16 protein-coding genes are annotated in these 18,518 nt (G+C 43.3%); 4 read left to right on the top strand and 12 right to left on the bottom strand.

The genetic code is table 11. From position 1 onward, the window contains the following. Positions 1-154 precede the first annotated feature (154 nt). Together VQ048_RS03645 and VQ048_RS03650 are read right to left on the bottom strand one after the other, a co-directional pair. Positions 155-610, bottom strand: coding sequence for an XrtF-associated fRMsr-like GAF protein (locus VQ048_RS03645; protein WP_327610326.1), 456 nt, complete (start codon positions 608-610; stop codon positions 155-157). After that, positions 607-2,040, bottom strand: coding sequence for a TonB-dependent receptor (locus VQ048_RS03650; protein ID WP_442872808.1), 1,434 nt, complete (start codon positions 2,038-2,040; stop codon positions 607-609). The genes VQ048_RS03645 and VQ048_RS03650 overlap by 4 nt, the downstream gene beginning before the upstream one ends. A gap of 172 nt (positions 2,041-2,212) precedes the next feature. Between VQ048_RS03650 and VQ048_RS03655 the strand changes: the two genes are divergently transcribed. Further along, complete coding sequence (locus VQ048_RS03655; protein WP_327610328.1) at positions 2,213-2,884, top strand: DedA family protein; 672 nt, start codon at positions 2,213-2,215, stop codon at positions 2,882-2,884. 102 nt (positions 2,885-2,986) lie between these two features. Here VQ048_RS03655 and VQ048_RS03660 read toward each other — a convergent pair whose 3' ends face one another. The 6 genes from VQ048_RS03660 to VQ048_RS03685 form a co-directional block, all read right to left on the bottom strand. Beyond that, positions 2,987-3,610, bottom strand: a complete 624-nt coding sequence (locus tag VQ048_RS03660) for a thiamine diphosphokinase (RefSeq protein WP_327610329.1) — start codon at positions 3,608-3,610, stop codon at positions 2,987-2,989. Positions 3,611-3,614: 4 nt separating this feature from the next. Then, positions 3,615-4,187, bottom strand: coding sequence for a cob(I)yrinic acid a,c-diamide adenosyltransferase (locus tag VQ048_RS03665; protein WP_327610330.1), 573 nt, complete (start codon positions 4,185-4,187; stop codon positions 3,615-3,617). 121 nt (positions 4,188-4,308) lie between these two features. Continuing rightward, positions 4,309-5,688 carry an alpha-amylase family glycosyl hydrolase gene (locus VQ048_RS03670; RefSeq protein ID WP_327610331.1) on the bottom strand — a complete coding sequence of 460 codons (1,380 nt, stop codon included), beginning with the start codon at positions 5,686-5,688 and terminating at the stop codon, positions 4,309-4,311. Positions 5,689-5,799: 111 nt separating this feature from the next. Then, positions 5,800-6,369 carry an IS1096 element passenger TnpR family protein gene (locus VQ048_RS03675; protein WP_327610332.1) on the bottom strand — a complete coding sequence of 190 codons (570 nt, stop codon included), beginning with the start codon at positions 6,367-6,369 and terminating at the stop codon, positions 5,800-5,802. A gap of 125 nt (positions 6,370-6,494) precedes the next feature. After that, complete coding sequence (locus VQ048_RS03680) at positions 6,495-7,508, bottom strand: sensor histidine kinase (RefSeq protein ID WP_327610333.1); 1,014 nt, start codon at positions 7,506-7,508, stop codon at positions 6,495-6,497. Positions 7,509-7,523: 15 nt separating this feature from the next. Beyond that, positions 7,524-8,201, bottom strand: a complete 678-nt coding sequence (locus tag VQ048_RS03685) for a response regulator transcription factor (protein WP_327610334.1) — start codon at positions 8,199-8,201, stop codon at positions 7,524-7,526. 196 nt (positions 8,202-8,397) lie between these two features. On the opposite strand from VQ048_RS03685, the gene VQ048_RS03690 reads away from it, so the two are divergent. Both VQ048_RS03690 and VQ048_RS03695 read left to right on the top strand, forming a co-directional pair. Continuing rightward, positions 8,398-10,908 carry a TonB-dependent receptor domain-containing protein gene (locus VQ048_RS03690; RefSeq protein WP_327610335.1) on the top strand — a complete coding sequence of 837 codons (2,511 nt, stop codon included), beginning with the start codon at positions 8,398-8,400 and terminating at the stop codon, positions 10,906-10,908. A gap of 32 nt (positions 10,909-10,940) precedes the next feature. Next, a complete protein-coding gene (locus VQ048_RS03695) occupies positions 10,941-12,107 on the top strand; it encodes a beta-helix domain-containing protein (protein WP_327610336.1) in 1,167 nt (388 codons plus the stop codon). A 143-nt stretch (positions 12,108-12,250) separates the two neighbouring features. On the opposite strand, the gene VQ048_RS03700 is transcribed toward VQ048_RS03695, so the two are convergent. After that, a complete protein-coding gene (locus VQ048_RS03700; RefSeq protein WP_327610337.1) occupies positions 12,251-12,637 on the bottom strand; it encodes an SRPBCC domain-containing protein in 387 nt (128 codons plus the stop codon). Between the two features lie 39 nt (positions 12,638-12,676). Between VQ048_RS03700 and VQ048_RS03705 the strand changes: the two genes are divergently transcribed. Beyond that, on the top strand, positions 12,677-13,294 hold the full coding sequence (locus VQ048_RS03705; RefSeq protein WP_327610338.1) for an NUDIX hydrolase: 618 nt from the start codon (positions 12,677-12,679) through the stop codon (positions 13,292-13,294). A 105-nt stretch (positions 13,295-13,399) separates the two neighbouring features. Here VQ048_RS03705 and VQ048_RS03710 read toward each other — a convergent pair whose 3' ends face one another. From VQ048_RS03710 to secD, 3 genes are all read right to left on the bottom strand, one after another. Next, positions 13,400-14,719 carry a nucleoside permease gene (locus VQ048_RS03710; protein WP_327610339.1) on the bottom strand — a complete coding sequence of 440 codons (1,320 nt, stop codon included), beginning with the start codon at positions 14,717-14,719 and terminating at the stop codon, positions 13,400-13,402. A 46-nt stretch (positions 14,720-14,765) separates the two neighbouring features. Then, positions 14,766-15,374 carry a bifunctional nuclease family protein gene (locus VQ048_RS03715; RefSeq protein WP_327610340.1) on the bottom strand — a complete coding sequence of 203 codons (609 nt, stop codon included), beginning with the start codon at positions 15,372-15,374 and terminating at the stop codon, positions 14,766-14,768. 123 nt (positions 15,375-15,497) lie between these two features. Beyond that, on the bottom strand, positions 15,498-18,392 hold the full coding sequence (gene secD / locus VQ048_RS03720; protein ID WP_327610341.1) for a protein translocase subunit SecD: 2,895 nt from the start codon (positions 18,390-18,392) through the stop codon (positions 15,498-15,500). Positions 18,393-18,518: the final 126 nt, after the last annotated feature.

An 18,518-nucleotide genomic window follows, 5' to 3' on the forward strand; every position in this document is an offset into this window, starting at 1 on the left:
AAAATAGGTGTAACCCAAAAAACAATTTTTATACTTTTAAATTTTACTTCTTTTACTTCAAAGTCGGTGTTTGGCTAGCCAAACACCGACTTTTTGTTGTTCGTGATTTTTATCAAATGGACAAGATTTACCCCGTCTCTAAAAAAGCATTCTGTTAAACCGACGGCATTATCTTCGCCACCTCCGAACACAACCACTCCAAAAGCGCCCGATCCTCCTCCGTAAAGGGATCCAAATAGTGAGAATCAATATCAATCTGACCGATATTCACGCCTTCTTTAATAATCGGAACCACCAGTTCCGCCTTGGTCTCCACCGAACAAGAAAGGTAATTGGACGCTTGGCTCACATCCGGAACCAAAAACGTTTCGTTGGAAACCGCTACCTGCCCGCAAATCCCTCGCCCGAAAGGAATAATCGTATGATCGGTAGGTGCCCCCACGTAAGGGCCTAGAATCAATTCCTCCCGATCCCCGTTTCTAAAATAAAATCCCGTCCAATGGTAATGCGCTTTTTCCTGATCGAGCAAAGAGCAAACCTTATGAAGTTTATCCTCTACAGTGGCCGACCCTTCCAAAATGGAAGACAGCCTTTTTTTTAAATCCGTCATAGTTCGTTTATTAAAATAGGTTCTTTATAGCCGAAAAGCCCTCGTTCCTTAATCACTTCGGCAACGCCCTTGGGAAGTTGAGACTCCCATCCGGACTCGTGTTTACTGATCTTGGACAAAACCTCCCGAGAATAAATTTCCAAATACCCCGGGTTATAATTTTCAATGTCCACAATCCTACGGTTTGCAGTAAAATATTTGTACAATTCTTTAAGGCTGTCGTCCACCTTAAGATTCTTGGAGGTTAAAAGTTCATGCGTTTCAGGATCCTTGTAAGGGTAAAGATACACCCTCATGTCTTTTCGGAAAAACTTACCGAACGCCTCCAATATCCCTCCGGACAAATGCTTGTAGTACGCCTCATCGAAAACCATAAGCAGGTTGTTAACCCCCATGGCAATCCCCAAATAACGCGTATTATACGTGTTGAAATATTCCGCCAAACGATAATATTCGGAGAAATTGGAAATCATTACGTTATACCCCAATTTGGCCAAAACATCCACCCGATCCAAGAAATCCCTCTCGTCGATTTTTCCCGTTGCCCGAAGATTAAACGTCGTGATTTCGAAAATAATCACTGTATCTTCCGGCTTACCGCCCGTATCCTCCAAAAACATTTTCAACCCGCTCTCGAACATATCGATATTCACCAGCGTAACCGGACGAAAACTGCCCCTTACCGCAAAGACGTCTTTCTTATAAAGCACGTCCGCCGGTAGCATATTTTGCCCTTGTGAGTTAAATAAAACCGCATCCGTCATCCCTTTTTTCACAAGTTGCAAAGACATCAGCCTGTTATCCACATAAGGAAATGCCGGCCCCTCGAAATGAATCATATCAATTTCGATTTTATCCACAGAAATATCGTCGTACAAAGATTTGATGAGTTTCCGAGGGTTATCCGTAAAGTGAAAAGCCCCGTAAATCAAATTAACCCCCAAATTCCCTAACGTTTCCTGCTGCAAACTCGATTCGTTCTCCTTAAAACGAATGTGCAAAATAATCTCACTGTATTCCGCCCCCGGCTCATGCTGAAACATCAAACCGACCCAACCGTGTCCCTTAAACGTCTTATGATAGTTAATCGTGGTTACCGTATTGGCATACGAAAAGAAACGGCGGTTCGGCGTATCGGTATTATCCAAACGCTCGTTGATGAGTTTAATCTCATGCCTGAGCATTTTCTTTAAACGGGTTTGGGTCACAAAACGGTTTTTCTCCTCCTGACCGTAGATGGCGTTGCTGTACTCCTTATCATAAGCCGACATGGCCTTCGCAATGGTATTGGAAGCGCCGCCTGCGCGAAAAAAATGACGAACGGTCTCCTGACCGGCACCGATCTCGGCAAACGTACCATACACATTGGAATCTAAATTAATGGCTAAAGCCTTCTGCTTCGGGGTTAAGAACTGCATAGTCTCGGACATTCTGTTTTTGGGGTAAAAATACAAATTATTGCTTAATATCCGAACCCATAAGCCAAGAAAGACCTGCCTATACCATCCCAAAGCATTAAATTTAGTTTATATTAAAAAGGGAGATTTTAATACCAATATTATTATCTGTATTTTTGCGGCACTTATCATCATTTTATATTTTATGGAATTTCTTCATTCAGTTTTGGATTTCTTTTTGCACTTGGATCAGCACCTCCATACCATGATTGTGGATTACGGCGTGTGGATTTATCTGATTCTTTTTCTAATCATTTTCGTTGAAACCGGACTGGTTGTCATGCCTTTTCTTCCCGGAGACTCCCTACTTTTTGCCGCTGGAACCTTCTGCGCAGGAATTGTAGGTTCCCAAGGCGAAGCTGCCAGCCTGAACCTTTGGCTTGTATTGGGATTACTGACCCTCGCGGCTATTTTAGGCGATTCATTAAATTATACTTTGGGTAAAAACGTGGGGCTGAAAATACTAAATTGGAAATTTCGAGGAAAGCCCATGGTTAACCCCAAATACATCGAACAAACCCAAGAGTTTTACGAAAAAAACGGCCCTAAAACCATCATTATCGCACGATTCGTCCCCATTGTCCGAACGTTCGCTCCTTTTGTGGCCGGCATCGGCTCCATGAACTACGGCACTTTTATCCGCTACAATATCATCGGAGGAGTTATTTGGGTGTTCGGACTGACCCTATTGGGCTTTTTCTTCGGCAACCTGCCTGTGGTGAAAGATCATTTCGAGACCGTTATTTTTGGGATTATCGGGATTTCCCTGCTTCCGATGGTTTGGGAATTCATCAAAACCAAAACAAACAAAAAATAACCCTTCCATCTCAAAAACAAATCTTCCGAAAAATCCCCTTTTGCATAAAAAACAAAAGGGGATTTTTTGATAAATCTGAGAAAGATAAAAATCTAAAACGCGCTACTCCTCTCCGACAAAAACCAACAAACTCCCCCCTGAATACCCAATGGACACCGTTTCTTTTTCCGCAATATTGCGTGTCCCAATCCGAACGGTTTGGTCGAGCGTTTCTCCGTTAAGACGCCAGCGTAATCCCTCCGTTCTTACATTATGAGCCACAGGAAAAGGATATAACGAAATCGTTCGTCCATAAACTCCTTTAAGTTCAGCTTCTTCAGGGATGAAATAATACGTGGAATACTCGTCAAAAAAACGGAGTTCAAGCTTCTCCCGAAAAGCAAAAGCCACCGTGAGGTTTCCCAAAAAATGATCCATCTCCCCACCACTCGCTCCATACACATCAACTTGTAAAACCCCACGTTGAAATAAAATTTCCAAAGCTTTGTGAAAGTCCGTTTTGTCTTGATCCGGCGTAGGAATCACCTCAATATCATAAACTCGCCCCAAACGTTCCGCTTCGGGCAAAGAATCAAAATCCCCCGAAACAAAATCCAAACGAGCCAAAGGAAACGCCAAAGCCTCCAGATAACGAAAAGCCCCATCCGTACAAGCCACCAAAGCATACCCTTCCAAATCGGGCCAAACCCGAGGCGCCTTCCCATTAATAAACAATAACGCTTTCATCCTCTCAGTGCTTGGGATTAGGAATCCAATACGTTTCGGCTTCGCCCTCCAAATGAGCCGTATATCTCGCCAACACGAAAAGATAATCCGACAAACGATTGAGGTATTTCAACAACTCCGGACGGACCTCCTCGATTTCGCCTAAAGCAACCATCGCCCGTTCGGCCCGACGGCAGACCGTTCGTGCCACATGAATAACGGAAGAAACCTCTCCGCCGCCCGGAAGAATAAAATACTGCAATTTAGGAAGCTTCGCATCCATCGCATCCATCCACTCTTCCAGCATCCGAATTTCCGTCTCGGAAATCGTAAGCGGCAAGCGGGAGCGTCCATTGGCCAAAACCAACTTATCCAACGGAGTAGCCGACTCCGAGCCCAACGTAAACAAATCAAACTGAATTTTTTGCAACTGACGGTTTAATTCTTCGTCCGACAACCGGCTTTTAGCCATTCCGAGGAAAGCATTAAGTTCATCAATCGCCCCATAGCTTTCCACCCTTGCCGAAGCCTTGGAAACCCTCGTTCCGCCATATAGCCCCGTTTCGCCCTTGTCCCCGGTCTTGGTATAAATTTTCATCTTCTTCGATTTTGAGCAGAAAAATACAAAATTCTTTCCACGAAAAGACCTCCAAAAATAAAAAACGGCTATTTCGCAATAAAACAGCCGTTTAAATTATCATTTACCGTTCAGAGAACCCTTACTTCTGATAAACCCCGTAACCGGAAACCGTCAGCACAAATTCCTTATGACGGCCAAAATCCCTTTCTCCAGATGAAAAAACATCCCTGAAAACCCCTTGCAAGCGCTCATCCGAAACACTAAATTCCACAGGTTCTTTAGAGAAATTAAGCACCGTCAAAACTTCATTTTCGCCGTTTTTACGAAGGTAAACCAAAACCTTATCTTCCGCCGTAGTGCGAAGCAAAATAGTCTCTGCCGACGGATCTCCGCCCCGAAGGGCAGGATTGGAAGACTTAAGCGTTAAAAGGGCTTTGTAAAAATCATGCAACTCCGCACGTTCTTTCCACGGAATAGGATCTTTTTCAAAAAACTCTAACCGCTTGGTTTTAAGAGGCAATTCCTGGGCATTGTAAATTAGGGGAACCCCATTCCAAGTAACGGAAAACACCGCCAAAGGTTTTGCAAAAACCCCATATTTCTCGTATTCCGTGCCATTCCAAGTGTTCTCGTCATGATTGGATGTAAACCAAGCCCTCATCGAGCTCTCTCCAATGGCAGAATAACGTTGCAACAACTGTTTTAAGTCCCTAAAAGAAGCCTTCCCTTTATTGAAATCTTCGGTCTTATGCATCCACGTCCAAACGTAACTGGCATCAAAAACCTTCCCGTAATCCGGATGTTCTAACTCGTCAAATTCGCCCAACCAAAACAAAGGCTTCAATTTCTCCACTTCAGGACGAGCCTGCTGCCAAAAATCAACTTCTACCCAAGAAGCCAAATCGCAACGAAACCCGTCAATATTCGCCTCCCGAACCCAAAACTTCATAGCCTCAATCATCGCCTTCCGCATTTCGGGGTTGGCATAATCCAATTCGATAATATCGTCCATGCCCGAAGCAATCTGAAAATCCCCCGTTTTAGGATCTTTAAGGTAAAAATCCGGATGGGTTTTCGTCCAAACATGATCCCATCCCGTATGGTTCGCCACCCAATCTATAATCACTTTAAAGCCCATTTCGTGCGCCTTGTTCACCAAATGCTTAAAGTCGTCCATCGTCCCAAACTCCGGATTAATCGACGTATAATCCTGCGCCGCATAAGGACTCCCAAGAGAACCTTTCTTGTTCTTTTGCGCAATTGGCGTAATCGGCATAAACCAAAGCGTCTCTACCCCCATAGCCTTCAGGCGGGGCAAATGCGCTTCAAAAGCCCTAAACGTTCCCTCGGGCGTATATTGACGGACATTCACTTCGTAAATATTGGTCGTGGCTTTCCACTCCTTAGGATGCTTCATAGAGGTCGTGTTTTTTTTGTCGGCTGCCGTCGTTCTCTTTGCATTGGTCGCACATGCCACCAACCCCAATCCCAATGCAGCCAAAAGAATAATCTTTTTCATTGGTTCAACATATTTTCACAAATTTACAAATTCCGAAGCGAAGAATCCCTCACAAATAAAAAACCCTGAAATAAATCAGGGTTTGTACTTTGCTATAATTCTCTACGATTTTTAATCTTCGTCTTCTTCAAAAACATCATCCCCATAGCCGTCCACTTCATCGTCATCGAACGAGTCTTCTTCCTCAACAAAATCGCCGCCGTCAAAATCATCACCAAAAGCAAAATCATCATCCATCATCGAAATCGGAGATTTCTTGATTTTCGAACCGCTCTTTCCTGGAGCCTTCAACGGCATGTTCCCGAAACGATACACCGTAATCGGATAATTTACCGCAGGCTTCTCATCACTTATCTCTATCAATTCACAGAAAAACTCCCATAAATCCAAAAACCCGTACTGAAACTGAGCCCTATCCCCCTTACTCTCGAAAACCTCGTCGATATAAACATCGGACATAATTTCGCCATCCCCATCATCACTCATATCCTCCAAAGGAACAGACTTCACTACAGTGCCATCTTCCTCCAAAAGATTAAAGGTGGAAAGCTCCTCCCCCAACAAAGTAAATGCACTTTTAATCCCCAAATGAAGATTCCAAAGCGTTTGCTTCCCCTTAATCTCGATATCACGAAAAATATCGTCCTTAGCATCTAGAATAACTCGGATTTTATAGACCATTACTTTACTTTATGTTTTAAATTAAGTTTTCGGTTTCGGCTGCAAATATAAAACAATTGGAAAATCCCAAAGAAAAAAAAAAAGCCTTTTTATTTAAAAAAGATTTTACTAAATTTTGCCCCATTTTAAGGCATTTTTTCGAGCATGAAGCTGAATTTTGTCCCCTCCAAATACGTACTCTCCACCGTGATCGTCTCACCATGCGCCTCCAATATATGTTTCACAATCGCCAGCCCCAATCCTGAGCCGCCCTCCCTTCGGTTACGACTGGATTCCACACGGTAAAACCGTTCAAAAATACGAGGCAGTACCTCCGGTTTAATCCCCATCCCATTATCCTCCACCTCAATAAACACTTTATGCCGAAGCACGCTAGTCCGCACCTCAATACGGGCTTCCTGACGGTTGGCATAGTGAATCGCATTGGACACCAAATTAATCAAAACCTGAGAAACCCTCTGTTTATCGGCCTTAACAAACAACTGAGACTCAGCACTCTGCAAATTCATGAATGCATTTTTGTTCTGGGCATCCAGATCCAACAAATCAAACACCTCCCGCACAAGCTGATTGATATCAAAACGAGTAATATTGAGTTTAATTTCCCCAGCCTCAAAACGGTTAATCATATCCAAATCGTTCACAATATCAATAAGCCGCTCCACCGAAATCCCGATTCGCTCCAGGTATTTATCCCGAATGGAAAGATTGTCCACCGCACCATCCCTAAGCGTTTCTATATACCCCTGAATGGAAAAAAGAGGCGTTTTAAGCTCATGCGAAACATTACCAATATACTCCTTTCGATACCCCTCCATCTCCTTAATCATATCAATCTCGGAAGCACTGCGGTTAAGATGTTCGGAGAGCTCCTTGAAGCCCACATTGTCGGTATTGTCAAAAAACTTTTGAGGCAAATCATCCGTAAGCCGCCGAATTTCGTTACGGGCATAGTAATTGAACAAATAGTCCACCCCAATATAGTTAATCGAAAAAATAAGCAAAATACTGATAAGAAAAAGCAAACCCGTATCAAACGTAGTATCCACATCCTTGATGAAGTCGAAAATCATCACGATGCAGGTGATGGCGAGCGTCATCACCACCGCCGAAATAAAAGAAAGACGGTTGAATTTCATACCCTAAATGTCGCCTTACACGACCAATTTATAGCCAATTCCCTTTAGGGTCTGTATAGCCGTATCTCCAAGTTTCTCCCGAAGCCTGCGGATATGAACGTCTATTGTCCGTTCGCCCACAATAACATCGTTCCCCCAGACCTTCTCCAAAATTTCCTCACGTTTAAACACTTTCTTGGTATTCGACGCCAGAAGATAAAGCAAATCGAATTCTTTTTTAGGTAAAAGAAAAGCCTGTCCGTTCTGCGTTACCCGAAAATTATCCTTATCAATAATCATATTGCCTATTTCCAATACTTTATGCACCTCTTCCGCCTTGCTCGTGAGCTGAAGCAACGCATTAATCTTGGAAATCAAAACCTTAGGTTTAATAACCTTAACCACATAATCGTTGGCGCCTGCCTGATACCCCGCCAACTGGGAAAACTCTTCCCCGCGAGCCGAAAGAAACACAATAAGCGTTTTTTGAAACTCGGGTAACTTACGAAGATCCTGACAGGTCTCGATCCCATCCTTCTCTGGCATCATCACGTCCAAAAGTATAAGGTCAGGGTAAATTTCCTTGGCTTTCTCGATACCGTCGGTGCCATTGTCCGCCGTGTAAACCTGATAGCCTTCCTTCTCTAAATTATACGACAAAATCTCCAAAATGTCGTGCTCGTCATCAATTAAAAGAATTTTTTTCGGGGTCATTCTTACTTTATTAAGCTGTCAAATTTAATTAAATCTCATGAGCTTTCGAACAGACCAAAGTGAATTCACACAAAATTAACACAACCCTTTGTTTCTTAATTTTTTATTAAAGATTAATTAAAGGTTACTAAAACAGCTATCCATCAGAGTATTACTTTCTTTGCAGCATAACTTTTTAGGCACGACATAGAAAACAATGAAACTAAAAACGATAAGCATTGCTGCCCTTTTCCTAATAACCAGCGCAGCACTCTATGGGCAAAAAGATTCCCTGAAAAACGAAAAGCGCATTGAAGGCGTTATATTGAGAGGTTCAACCAAAAAAGGAACCGAAAGCAATATCATTGCCGAACAAAAACGCGCCGTGGAAGTTATCGAAAGAGTCGGCGCGGTTCAGCTGTCCAAACAAGGAATCGGCGACGTTGCCACCGCCGTAACCAAAGCCACAGGAACCCAAAAGCAAGAAGGATCCGGAGTTATTTTCGTCCGAGGACTTGGCGATCGCAGTAATGCCACCACCATCAATGGCCTGCCTATTCCCTCTTCCGATCCGAAATACAAAAACATCGACCTTGCCATCTTTAAAACAGACATCGTCGAATTTATCGCTTTGGAAAAAGTTTATTCTCCAAGAATATTCGGAGACGTGAACGGAGCCAACATCAATATTTCCAGTAAAGAACACAGCGGAAAACCTTATTTTAAAATCGGTTTGGGGTCTTCTATTAATTTCAACACCACCAAGCGGAACCATTTTCTACTAAACCACGGCCCTAATTATTTCGGCTATCAGGTTACCGAAAAACCATCCAATAACGCCATCCTGAACAGAGGCTATGTCTTCAAAAATTCATTAGCCAACAAAGTCATCTACAATCCGTTCAATTCCAGTATGAATTTCGAAACGGGAAGCACCGTAAAACTAGGCAGTGGCAGGCTGAACATTTACGCTTACGGCGGTTTTGACAACGGCTACAACAGCATCGAAGGCCCTCAAAACTCCTACGATGCAGGGGGAGATCGTATTAACGAGCTCAACGCCATCCAAAACACCTATGCCACCAATACGATGGGCGTGGTTAACCTCTTCTATCGTGCCAACGCCAACCATAAATTTAAACTAACCTCCAACTACATCCATTCCACCGAACAAAAATTAGGGATATGGAGAGGCTTCATACGGGACAATGCCGAAAACGGTACCGGCTACATCCGACGGGGCGAATACAAAAACACCGATTTATTCATCAACCAATTGGCCGGAGATAATAAACTGAGCGATAAACTTAATTTGGTTTGGAATTTGGGTTTCAATTACCTTGACAGCAAACGTCCCGACCGAACCCAAAACATCGCCCGCCAAAACCACCGCGGCAATTGGGAATTCTCCAACAACTCCACGGGAGACAACAACCGCTATTTCGACCAATTCCAACAAAGTGATGCCGTAGGGGATTTGCATCTCGATTATAAAGCCAACGAAAAAACAAAACTAACCCTCGGCTACCAAGGGCGATACATCCAAACCGATTTTTCGGCTACCCAATACAACTTCAGAATTACCAATAACATGATGTTTGTGGATGTAAACAATTTCGATATTTTCTTTAACCAAAACAACTACCTCGCCGGTGCGTTCGATATCCGAACTTTCCGCGGATTAGCCGGAAGCACGTCCAACGCTTTGAAACCGGCCACTTATTGGTCCGACCAATTTAACCACTCCGGCTACGGTATCCTTGAATACAAAGCCTCCGAGAGACTTTCCGGACAACTCGGGCTACGTTACGACCGTTTGGATCAACTTATCAGCTGGGACGTTCAGGTTTTTGGAGAAGGCAAACAAAACAAAGTTTACAATAAAATCTTACCTTCACTCAACTTAAAATACGTCTTGAACGACCGAAGCAACCTAAGGCTCGCTTCTTCCAAAACCTACACCAACCCTTTGATTTTGGAAATTGCACCTTTTGCCTATGACGAAGTAAACGAAACCAGCTACGGTAACCCGGACGTGAAACCATCGGACAACTACAACGTCGATTTTAAATGGGAATTCTTCCCGACCAATGGTGAAGTTTTGTCCGTGACGGCTTTCGGAAAACACATCGTCAATCCAATTTCCAGAGTTACCATTGTTTCTTCTGCCAACGAACAATCCTTCGTCAATAGCGGAAACTCCGGACGGGTCTTCGGAGCGGAATTGGAATTCCGAAAAAACCTGATTAAACTGGGCAACGGATCCAAATTCTACACCTTCCTTAACGCCTCGTATATTAACTCCGAACAGGAATTGGACAATCAGAAAACGTTTAAGGAAAACAAAACCATCGGACTGTCTACCAATTTCAACAAAACCAAAGAAAAACTTCAGGGAGCTTCCGACTTCTTGGCTAATTTGAATCTCGGGTACGAATACAAATGGAACAAAAACACAATGGATTTCGTCGTAGCGTACTCCTATGTTTCGGACAATATCTACTCTTTGGGCTATACCGGCCGGGGAAATTTGGTCGACAAAGGTTTCTCCACATTGGATTCCGTACTGAAACTTAACTTGGAAAACGGTCTCGGATTAAGCCTGAGTGCAAGAAACCTACTAAACCCATACATCCAAAGAGTGCAAGAAAACACCAACCAAACCCTTACGGTTCAACGTTACCAGCGAGGGATAAGCATGGGCTTAGGGTTATCTTATAAATTTTAAACTAAACCAATAAATCTTTTAATCAATTAAAAATGAAAAAGAATCTTTTGACCATTTTGGCAATAGCAGGACTTGTTGCCTTCGGAACCACCAGTGTAACCTCTTGTAACGACCGAAACAATGAAAACACCGAAACTGTAAGTTCTTCTTTTGACCACAACGATTTCAAAGGTACTGTAAAATCAGGAGAAATTGCCACCTTGAATGCAAGTTTGGTTTATAAATTGACCGGTCCCGTAATTGTTGAGGACGGAGGGCAATTGGTTATTCCTGCCGGAACAAGAATCGAATCTACAGCCGGAACCAATGGATACGTTTTGGTAAAGCAAGGCGGACAAATCTTTGTGAACGGTACCGCTACGGCACCGGTTGTTTTCACTTCGCCTAATGCAACGCCGGGGGACTGGGGAGGAATTGTAATCTGTGGAAAAGCGCCAATCAACACCGGAGCGACCACTGCATCATCTGAAGTAGGTGCTGCCCCTTATGGAGGAAACGTAACCAACGATAATTCCGGAACCATCCGATATGTAAGAATTGAGTATGCTGGTGCCATCTTCAGTGATACGAAAGAGTTTAACGGTCTTTCTCTTTTCGGAGTAGGAAACGGAACTACGGTTGAATATGTTCAAGTTTATGCGTCCAACGACGACGGTATCGAGTGGTTCGGAGGAACCGTAGATTCCAACTACCTTGTGGTTAACGGTGCGGACGACGACTCTTTCGACTGGACTGAAGGATGGAACGGTAAAGGCAGCAACTGGTACGCCAACCGTTTCGACAACCGAGGCAACCGAGGCATCGAAGCCGACAACAATGCCAACAACCACGCCAATACGCCTTACTCTTTCCCAACCATTTCTAACCTGACATTGGTAGGAAACACTTCCGGATCGGAATCTCAAGGAATCAAACTAAGAGTGGGAACCAAAGGGCATTTGGATAACGTTGTATTGTCTAACTGGAACACCGGAATCGATATTCAGCACGATACCACCCTTGGACACATTGCTTCAGGCGATTTGAAAATCACCAACGTCAAATTTGAAAACGTAGGAACCAAGGCCAAAGGTGAAAAATCAGACAAATCGTCCTTCGACATTTCTGGTGCTTACACCGAAAACGAAGCAGCAAAAGGAGCCGGTAACGGAACAGGAATCCCAAGCTGGGCTCAAGGATGGACTAGAAGTTTTAACTAATAAAACCAATAACCATTTCATCAATAGGTTCGCTTTGCCCTTGGGCAAAGCGAACTTTTTTGCAAAACCCAACGCTTTTTCTTTTACAAACCAAAGACCGACAGAAAGTTCTGTCGGTCTTTAATTGTTTTTTTAGTCTGGGGTTAGAGTTTCTCGATTTTATCCGTCAACGAATTAATAAAATTCTGAAGCGGTTTTTCAACCATCATCTTAATGAAAGGATTAAATTTCCCTTCAAATAGCAATTGAACCTCGGTCTGATGCTCTCCAACCGCATTCATCTGTCCCGTTAAAGCAAAATCTAAACTCGAACTAGCCGATTTCAATACCACTTTTTGGTCATTCACGTCTGCAATTTTCAAAGCAATTTCAGGCATGCCTTTCAGCCCGAACTTAAACCCTTCGGCATTCGATTCAAACTTCTGAAGCCCCTCAGGCATCAGCTGTTCGTAGTCCTGAGGCTTGTTGAGCATTTCCACCAACTCCTGAACGGATTTATTTACAATAATTTTTCTTCCTTCTAAGTTCATTTTTTATATTTTTGTAGCATTATCTTTAAAACCTTACAAATGTATAAAGTTTTTGTGAATGAGAAAAAATTAACGCTCAGTAAGTATCCTGTCGATATTGAAAAGAACTTAAGATTTGAGGGTTTTGCTACTTTGGAAATCGCCATTGATCTGCTCGAAAACACCTCCTGCCCCGAAATCAATGTTTACGGCAATAACATCGAAGAAATGTGGGAAGATTTCACGCATTTGTTCAAAGTCATCGAAGCCGCCGGAGGTATTGTGACCAACCGAGCCGAAGAGGTACTTTTTATTCACCGCATAGGCAAATGGGATCTGCCCAAAGGAAAAATAGAAAAAAACGAATCTTTGGAACAAGCTGCCCTTCGGGAAGTGGAAGAAGAAACCGCCCTAAGCGAATTGATTTTGGAGCATTTCGTTAACACCACATTCCATACTTATACCGAGCGGAACGGCACGCGGGTACTCAAAACCACGTATTGGTTCAAAATGAGCCATGTCGGCGACGAGAGCCCCATTCCCCAAACCGAAGAAGGCATCACGGAAGTAGCTTGGAAACCGCTGAATGAAATCGAAAAAACGGTAGTCCCAAACACCTTCCAAAACATAAAGGTCATTTTAAAAGAAGCCGGCATCCTACCTACCGAAGAAGAATAACCGCTTTCTCACCCAATAAAAATAAAAGCCAACCTTTTCAGGTTGGCTTTCTTCATGTAATATGGAGTAAAAAAGAAAGGAAAGCAGTGCCTTCCCTTCATCTTTTTAGTGCTTGACTTCAGCCAAGGCTTGAGGATTATGCTTATGCTTAAATAGAACGGCAAAGGATACCATCACCACCAAAGCGTAAATCGTGAAAACCGTCCATATTCCCGACCAATCCTTTAATCCGTCCGCCGAAGTGAAAAAATAAGTAATAATAATCCCGCTGAGATAACTTCCCAAAATAGCTCCAAAACCATTGGTCATCATCATAAACAGCCCCTGAGCCGAAGATCTGATTTTCTGATCCGTGGAAGTTTCGATAAACAAAGATCCCGAAATATTGAAAAAATCAAAAGCCAAACCATAAATTACATTCGAGAAAATAATGGCAATCAAACCAATGCCCTCCGGCGAACCGACAGAAAACAACCCAAAACGCAACACCCAAGCCCCCATACTCATCAGCATCACTTTTTTGATTCCAAATTTCTTCAAAAAGAAAGGAATGGTAAGGATAAAAAGTGTTTCCGAAGCCTGGGAAATGGAAATAATCATCGTCGAATATTTCACAACCGTCGAATCGGCGTATGCCGCTACCTCTTTAAAATCCTTAAGAAACGTATCTCCATACATATTGGTCAATTGGAGTGCCGCTCCCAAAAGCATCGAGAACACAAAAAAGAGAGCCATCTTATAGCTTCGGAACAATTTGAAAGCGTCCAATCCTAATTTCTCTCCTAAAGAAGCCCCCTGACTGACATTAAGCGGTGGACATTTCGGCAGCGTAAAAGCATAACAGCCCAATGCAACCGCAAACAAAGAAGCAATATAAAACTGGTTCGCATTAACTATGTTGCCCGTAAAGGAAGCAATGCTTTCCCCTACATTTCGACCCCAGTCAAACGGCGAATAAGTATCGCTAAAGATATTAGTCATCCACATCGCGGCAATAAAACCCACAGTTCCCCAAACCCTGATCGGTGGAAAGACCTTCACCACATCGTAGTTGTTATTCTTTAATATCGTGTACGACAACGAGTTGGAAAGCGAAATTGTCGGCATGTAAAAAAACATGGCAACCAAAAGCATCCAAAAAAAAGTAGTCGGATCATCCGTCTTGGCAATGAAAAAAAGCATCCCTCCGTAAAGAATGTGAAGAATCCCATAAAGTTTCTCCGCATTCATCCACTTATCGGCAATCATTCCCACCAAAGCCGGCATGACGATAGAGGCAATCCCCAAAGTCGAAAACACGGCACCAAACTCTTCACCTGACCACTTTTTTACTCCGAAACCGTACGTTCCCAAAGTAGTGAGCCAAGCCCCCCAAACAAAAAACTGTAAAAAACTCAGAATTGTGAGTCTTAATTTTAGATTCATAACGTTAATCTTTCTTTAATTCCTCCGGAAATTGCTCTCCATGCTTTTAATCTATCTTTTTCTTTCTTCTTTTTATTTCCTCTTGGATTTCAAACGCCCGATCGAAATCTTCCTCTTTCACTGCATTATCCAGCAAAAGATTCAAATCCTCCAAAGAATAATTTCTAAGCGAATTATCCAAGTCGGAAACCGGCATGGCCGCCTCCTCGCGTTCTTCCTCCGAAAGGGTTTCTTCCAGTTCCAAAACGATTCCCGCTTCGTTCAATACCTGATCGGTGGTAAAAATAGGAGCATCAAAACGCACCGCCATCGCCACAGCATCCGAAGTGCGGGCATCCAGCACAAGTTCTTCACCGGTTGCTTGATTTTGCAAGTTGATGTTGGAAAAAAACACCCCGTCCACAATCTGATAAATCACCACCGAAATAATATCAAACCCCACCGAATGAATAAACTTGGTAAACAAATCGTGCGTTAGCGGGCGCGGCGACTGCAAATCCTTCTCCAATCCCAAAGAAATGGATTGAGCCTCGAAGTTCCCAATCACCACCGGCAATTTAACGGACGTCTCCACATGTTCCAAAAGCAAGGCGTAAGCCCCCGATTGGGTTTGGCTATAGGATATTCCGCGAATAATAAGCTGTTTGTATTCCATAGAACAAAGATAAAAATTATTGCCATCATTCTAACGATTATTCTTATGATAAAAATGAGATTACACAAAAAAAGCGACCCTCTTGAGAGGATCGCTTTCCAAATAGTGCAAAGCACTTATTTTTTAAGATTGAGTATCGCTGTTTTTGTCGTTCACAGCCCCCTTCAACCCTTTTTTCTTCAAAAGATCGTAAGAAACCGCCGAAGCAATAAACCAAGTGGAATATGTTCCAAAGCCAACCCCGATTAACAAGGCAAACATAAAGCCCCGCAAATTCTCCCCTCCGAAAATGAAAATAGCCAAAATCGCAAGGAAAGTAAGGAAAGCCGTATTAAACGTCCGTCCCAAAGTACTGGAAATGGAATCGTTGAACAAATTCGCCAATGTAAGAGCTTTTTTCTCCTGAAGAAACTCTCTGATCCGGTCAAAAATAATCACCGTATCATTGATGGAATACCCTAACACCGTCAGAATCGCAGCAATAAAATCCTGATTGATTTCCATGTTAAACGGCATTGCGTTTTTCAACAAAGAGTACGCCCCCAAGATAACAATCGCATCGTGTGCCAAAGAAGCCACGGCTCCCGTAGAGAATTCCCACTTCTTAAAACGAAGCAAAATATACAAGAAAATCCCAATCAAAGAAAGCACACAAGCCATAATTCCAGCTTTTGTAATATCGTCAGCCACCGTAGGACCAACTTTCACCGAACTAATCACCCCGACTCCTTCGCCCGGATTCTTAAAGGTTTCCAAAGTTGTTCCTGAAGGAAGATACTTCTTCAGTCCCTCGAATAATTTGGCTTCCACGCCTTGATCTGCTTCCAGACTTTCCTCATCAATACGGTAGTTGGTTGTAATTTTCAGCTGGTTATTGGTTCCGAAAGTTTTAACGTCCACCGCGCTCTTTTCGCCATCGGCGCCCACATATTGTTTTTCCAAATCGTTTTGCACCTCGTTAGCCACAACATCCTTGTCAAAACGAACCACATAACTGCGACCGCCATTGAAATCCACCCCGTATTTGAAACCACTGGTAAGAATTGAAACCAAACTCACCACAGTAATCAATCCAGAGATAACATAAGCAATTTTTCGTTTTCCGATAAAATCAAACCATGTGCTTCTGAAAAGATTCTTAGACAACGAAGTCCATACGCTGAGCCCCTTGCCTTTGTTCAAACGACTGAAAATCATCACCCGAGTCAAAAGCACACAGGTAAACATCGACATCACAATACCGATTCCCAACGTTACGGCAAAACCTTTAATCGGACCCGTTCCAAAAACATAAAGAACAATCGCCGTAAGCAAAGAGGTAATATTACCGTCGATAATCGCCGATAAAGAAAAATTGAATCCTTCTTTATAGGCCTCTTTTATGTTTTTACCCGCAAACAATTCTTCCTTCGTCCGCTCGTAAACAATCACGTTAGCATCGATAGCCATCGCCATGGAAAGCACGATCCCCGCAATCCCTGGAAGAGTAAGCGTGGCATCCACCGAGTCCATAATTCCTAAAAGGAAGAACAAGTTGATCACCATGGCTATCACCGCGTAAATCCCAGCACCACCATAGTAAAGAACCAAATAAACAATAATAATGGCAAAAGCAATAAGGAAAGAGTAAAGCCCCGATTTTACGGACTCCGCCCCCAATGAAGGCCCTACCACTTCAGCCTGGACAATTTTAGCTCCTGCCGGAAGCTTTCCGGCTCCAAGAACATTCACCAAATCCTGAGCTTCTTCCTGAGAAAAATTCCCCGAAATTTGCGTCCGTCCGTTAGGAATTTTGTTGATAACATTAGGCGCCGTATAAACCACGTTATCCAATGTAACTGCCACAGGACGGTTGACATTTTTTTCTGTCAGCACGGCCCAGTCTTTTGCCCCTTTGCTATCCATCTGCATATCCACGACAATTCTTCCCAATTCGTCATAGCTGATGTTAGCACTTTCTACCGCTCCGTCTACCGGAGCCTTTTGGTTGATGTTCCCACGAATGGCATAAAGCACCAAATTATTTTCATCGCCGGCTTCGGGCTTATACCCCCAAAGGAATTGGGTATACTTTAGGTTCGCCGGTCTGGCCGCATGAGCCAGTTTGCTGTTCAATATTTTGTTAATGGCCGCTGTATCGGAAATTTTCACGTTGGCCACCCCGTTGGATCCCAAGCTTTCCAACTGAAGCATTTTCTCAAAGTTCGCCGACTTGGCAACCCCCATCGAATCGCCTTTTGCCGCTACAAGGGTGTTAAGGTTTTGAAAGTATGGAAACACCTCTTGAATCTGCTGAACTTCCCAAAACTGAAGCTTAGCCGATGTCTGAAGCATTTTCTTTACCCGGTCGATATCCTTCACTCCCGGCATTTCCACCGAAATACGCCCCGTCCCCGGAACCCGCTGAACATTGGGCTGGGTTACCCCCATTTTGTCGATACGCGTACGGATTACCTCGTAAGCCGTTCCCGTGGAAAGTTCGATTCGGTTTTTTACAATGCGCTTAACCTCCTCGTCGCTGGTATTGTATTTGATTTCCGAAAGATTCGTATTTCCGAAAATATCGGGATCCGCCAGTTTCAAGTTGGCTTTTTTCTCCTGATTAACGAGGGCAAATTGGTTGAAGAAATTATCAATGTAAGATGCCGTAGAGTTTTTCTGCACTTCATCCGTACGGTTTAGTGCCTCGATTAACACCGGATTGGTCGAATAATTGGTAAGGTTATTGACCAAGTCCCTTTGGTTGATTTCCAAAAGCACATTAATCCCTCCCTTGAGATCCAACCCCAGCTTCATCTCCTTCTCTTTCGCTTTGGAGTAGTAAAGTTTCGTAAATCCGAGGTTCAAAGTGTCTTGGGAAAGTCTCGCCATCTCTTTTTGGTACTTCACGGGATCGTTCCCCGCCAATGCCGTGGCCTGTCTTTCAATTTTGCTGGCGTACCAAGTCGGCAATAGCTCGTTGAGGCAAATCAGCCCCAGAACCACCGCCACCAGCGTAATAAGTCCTTTTCCTTGCATTTTAATACAACATTAAATTTTAGTCGGCAAATATAATGATTTCCAAACGAATTAAGACTATTTAACCATGGTTTTTGCTCCGAAAAAAACGTTTTTTTTATCGTTTTTCAAAGCAAACAAAAGAAC

This window comes from Bergeyella anatis (assembly GCF_036016955.1).
Taxonomy (GTDB): Bacteria; Bacteroidota; Bacteroidia; order Flavobacteriales; family Weeksellaceae; genus JAYWXI01.

Bases quoted from the DNA above. Each gene is read 5' to 3' on its own strand.
- VQ048_RS03660 (WP_327610329.1), bottom strand. From the start codon at position 3,610: ATGAAAGCGTTATTGTTTATTAATGGGAAGGCGCCTCGGGTTTGGCCC.
- VQ048_RS03655 (WP_327610328.1), top strand. From the start codon at position 2,213: ATGGAATTTCTTCATTCAGTTTTGGATTTCTTTTTGCACTTGGATCAG.
- VQ048_RS03645 (WP_327610326.1), bottom strand. From the start codon at position 610: ATGACGGATTTAAAAAAAAGGCTGTCTTCCATTTTGGAAGGGTCGGCC.
- VQ048_RS03670 (WP_327610331.1), bottom strand. From the start codon at position 5,688: ATGAAAAAGATTATTCTTTTGGCTGCATTGGGATTGGGGTTGGTGGCA.
- VQ048_RS03695 (WP_327610336.1), top strand. From the start codon at position 10,941: ATGAAAAAGAATCTTTTGACCATTTTGGCAATAGCAGGACTTGTTGCC.
- VQ048_RS03685 (WP_327610334.1), bottom strand. From the start codon at position 8,201: ATGACCCCGAAAAAAATTCTTTTAATTGATGACGAGCACGACATTTTG.
- VQ048_RS03690 (WP_327610335.1), top strand. From the start codon at position 8,398: ATGAAACTAAAAACGATAAGCATTGCTGCCCTTTTCCTAATAACCAGC.
- VQ048_RS03675 (WP_327610332.1), bottom strand. From the start codon at position 6,369: ATGGTCTATAAAATCCGAGTTATTCTAGATGCTAAGGACGATATTTTT.
- VQ048_RS03700 (WP_327610337.1), bottom strand. From the start codon at position 12,637: ATGAACTTAGAAGGAAGAAAAATTATTGTAAATAAATCCGTTCAGGAG.
- VQ048_RS03650 (WP_442872808.1), bottom strand. From the start codon at position 2,040: ATGTCCGAGACTATGCAGTTCTTAACCCCGAAGCAGAAGGCTTTAGCC.
- VQ048_RS03665 (WP_327610330.1), bottom strand. From the start codon at position 4,187: ATGAAAATTTATACCAAGACCGGGGACAAGGGCGAAACGGGGCTATAT.
- secD (WP_327610341.1), bottom strand. From the start codon at position 18,392: ATGCAAGGAAAAGGACTTATTACGCTGGTGGCGGTGGTTCTGGGGCTG.
- VQ048_RS03705 (WP_327610338.1), top strand. From the start codon at position 12,677: ATGTATAAAGTTTTTGTGAATGAGAAAAAATTAACGCTCAGTAAGTAT.
- VQ048_RS03710 (WP_327610339.1), bottom strand. From the start codon at position 14,719: ATGAATCTAAAATTAAGACTCACAATTCTGAGTTTTTTACAGTTTTTT.
- VQ048_RS03680 (WP_327610333.1), bottom strand. From the start codon at position 7,508: ATGAAATTCAACCGTCTTTCTTTTATTTCGGCGGTGGTGATGACGCTC.
- VQ048_RS03715 (WP_327610340.1), bottom strand. From the start codon at position 15,374: ATGGAATACAAACAGCTTATTATTCGCGGAATATCCTATAGCCAAACC.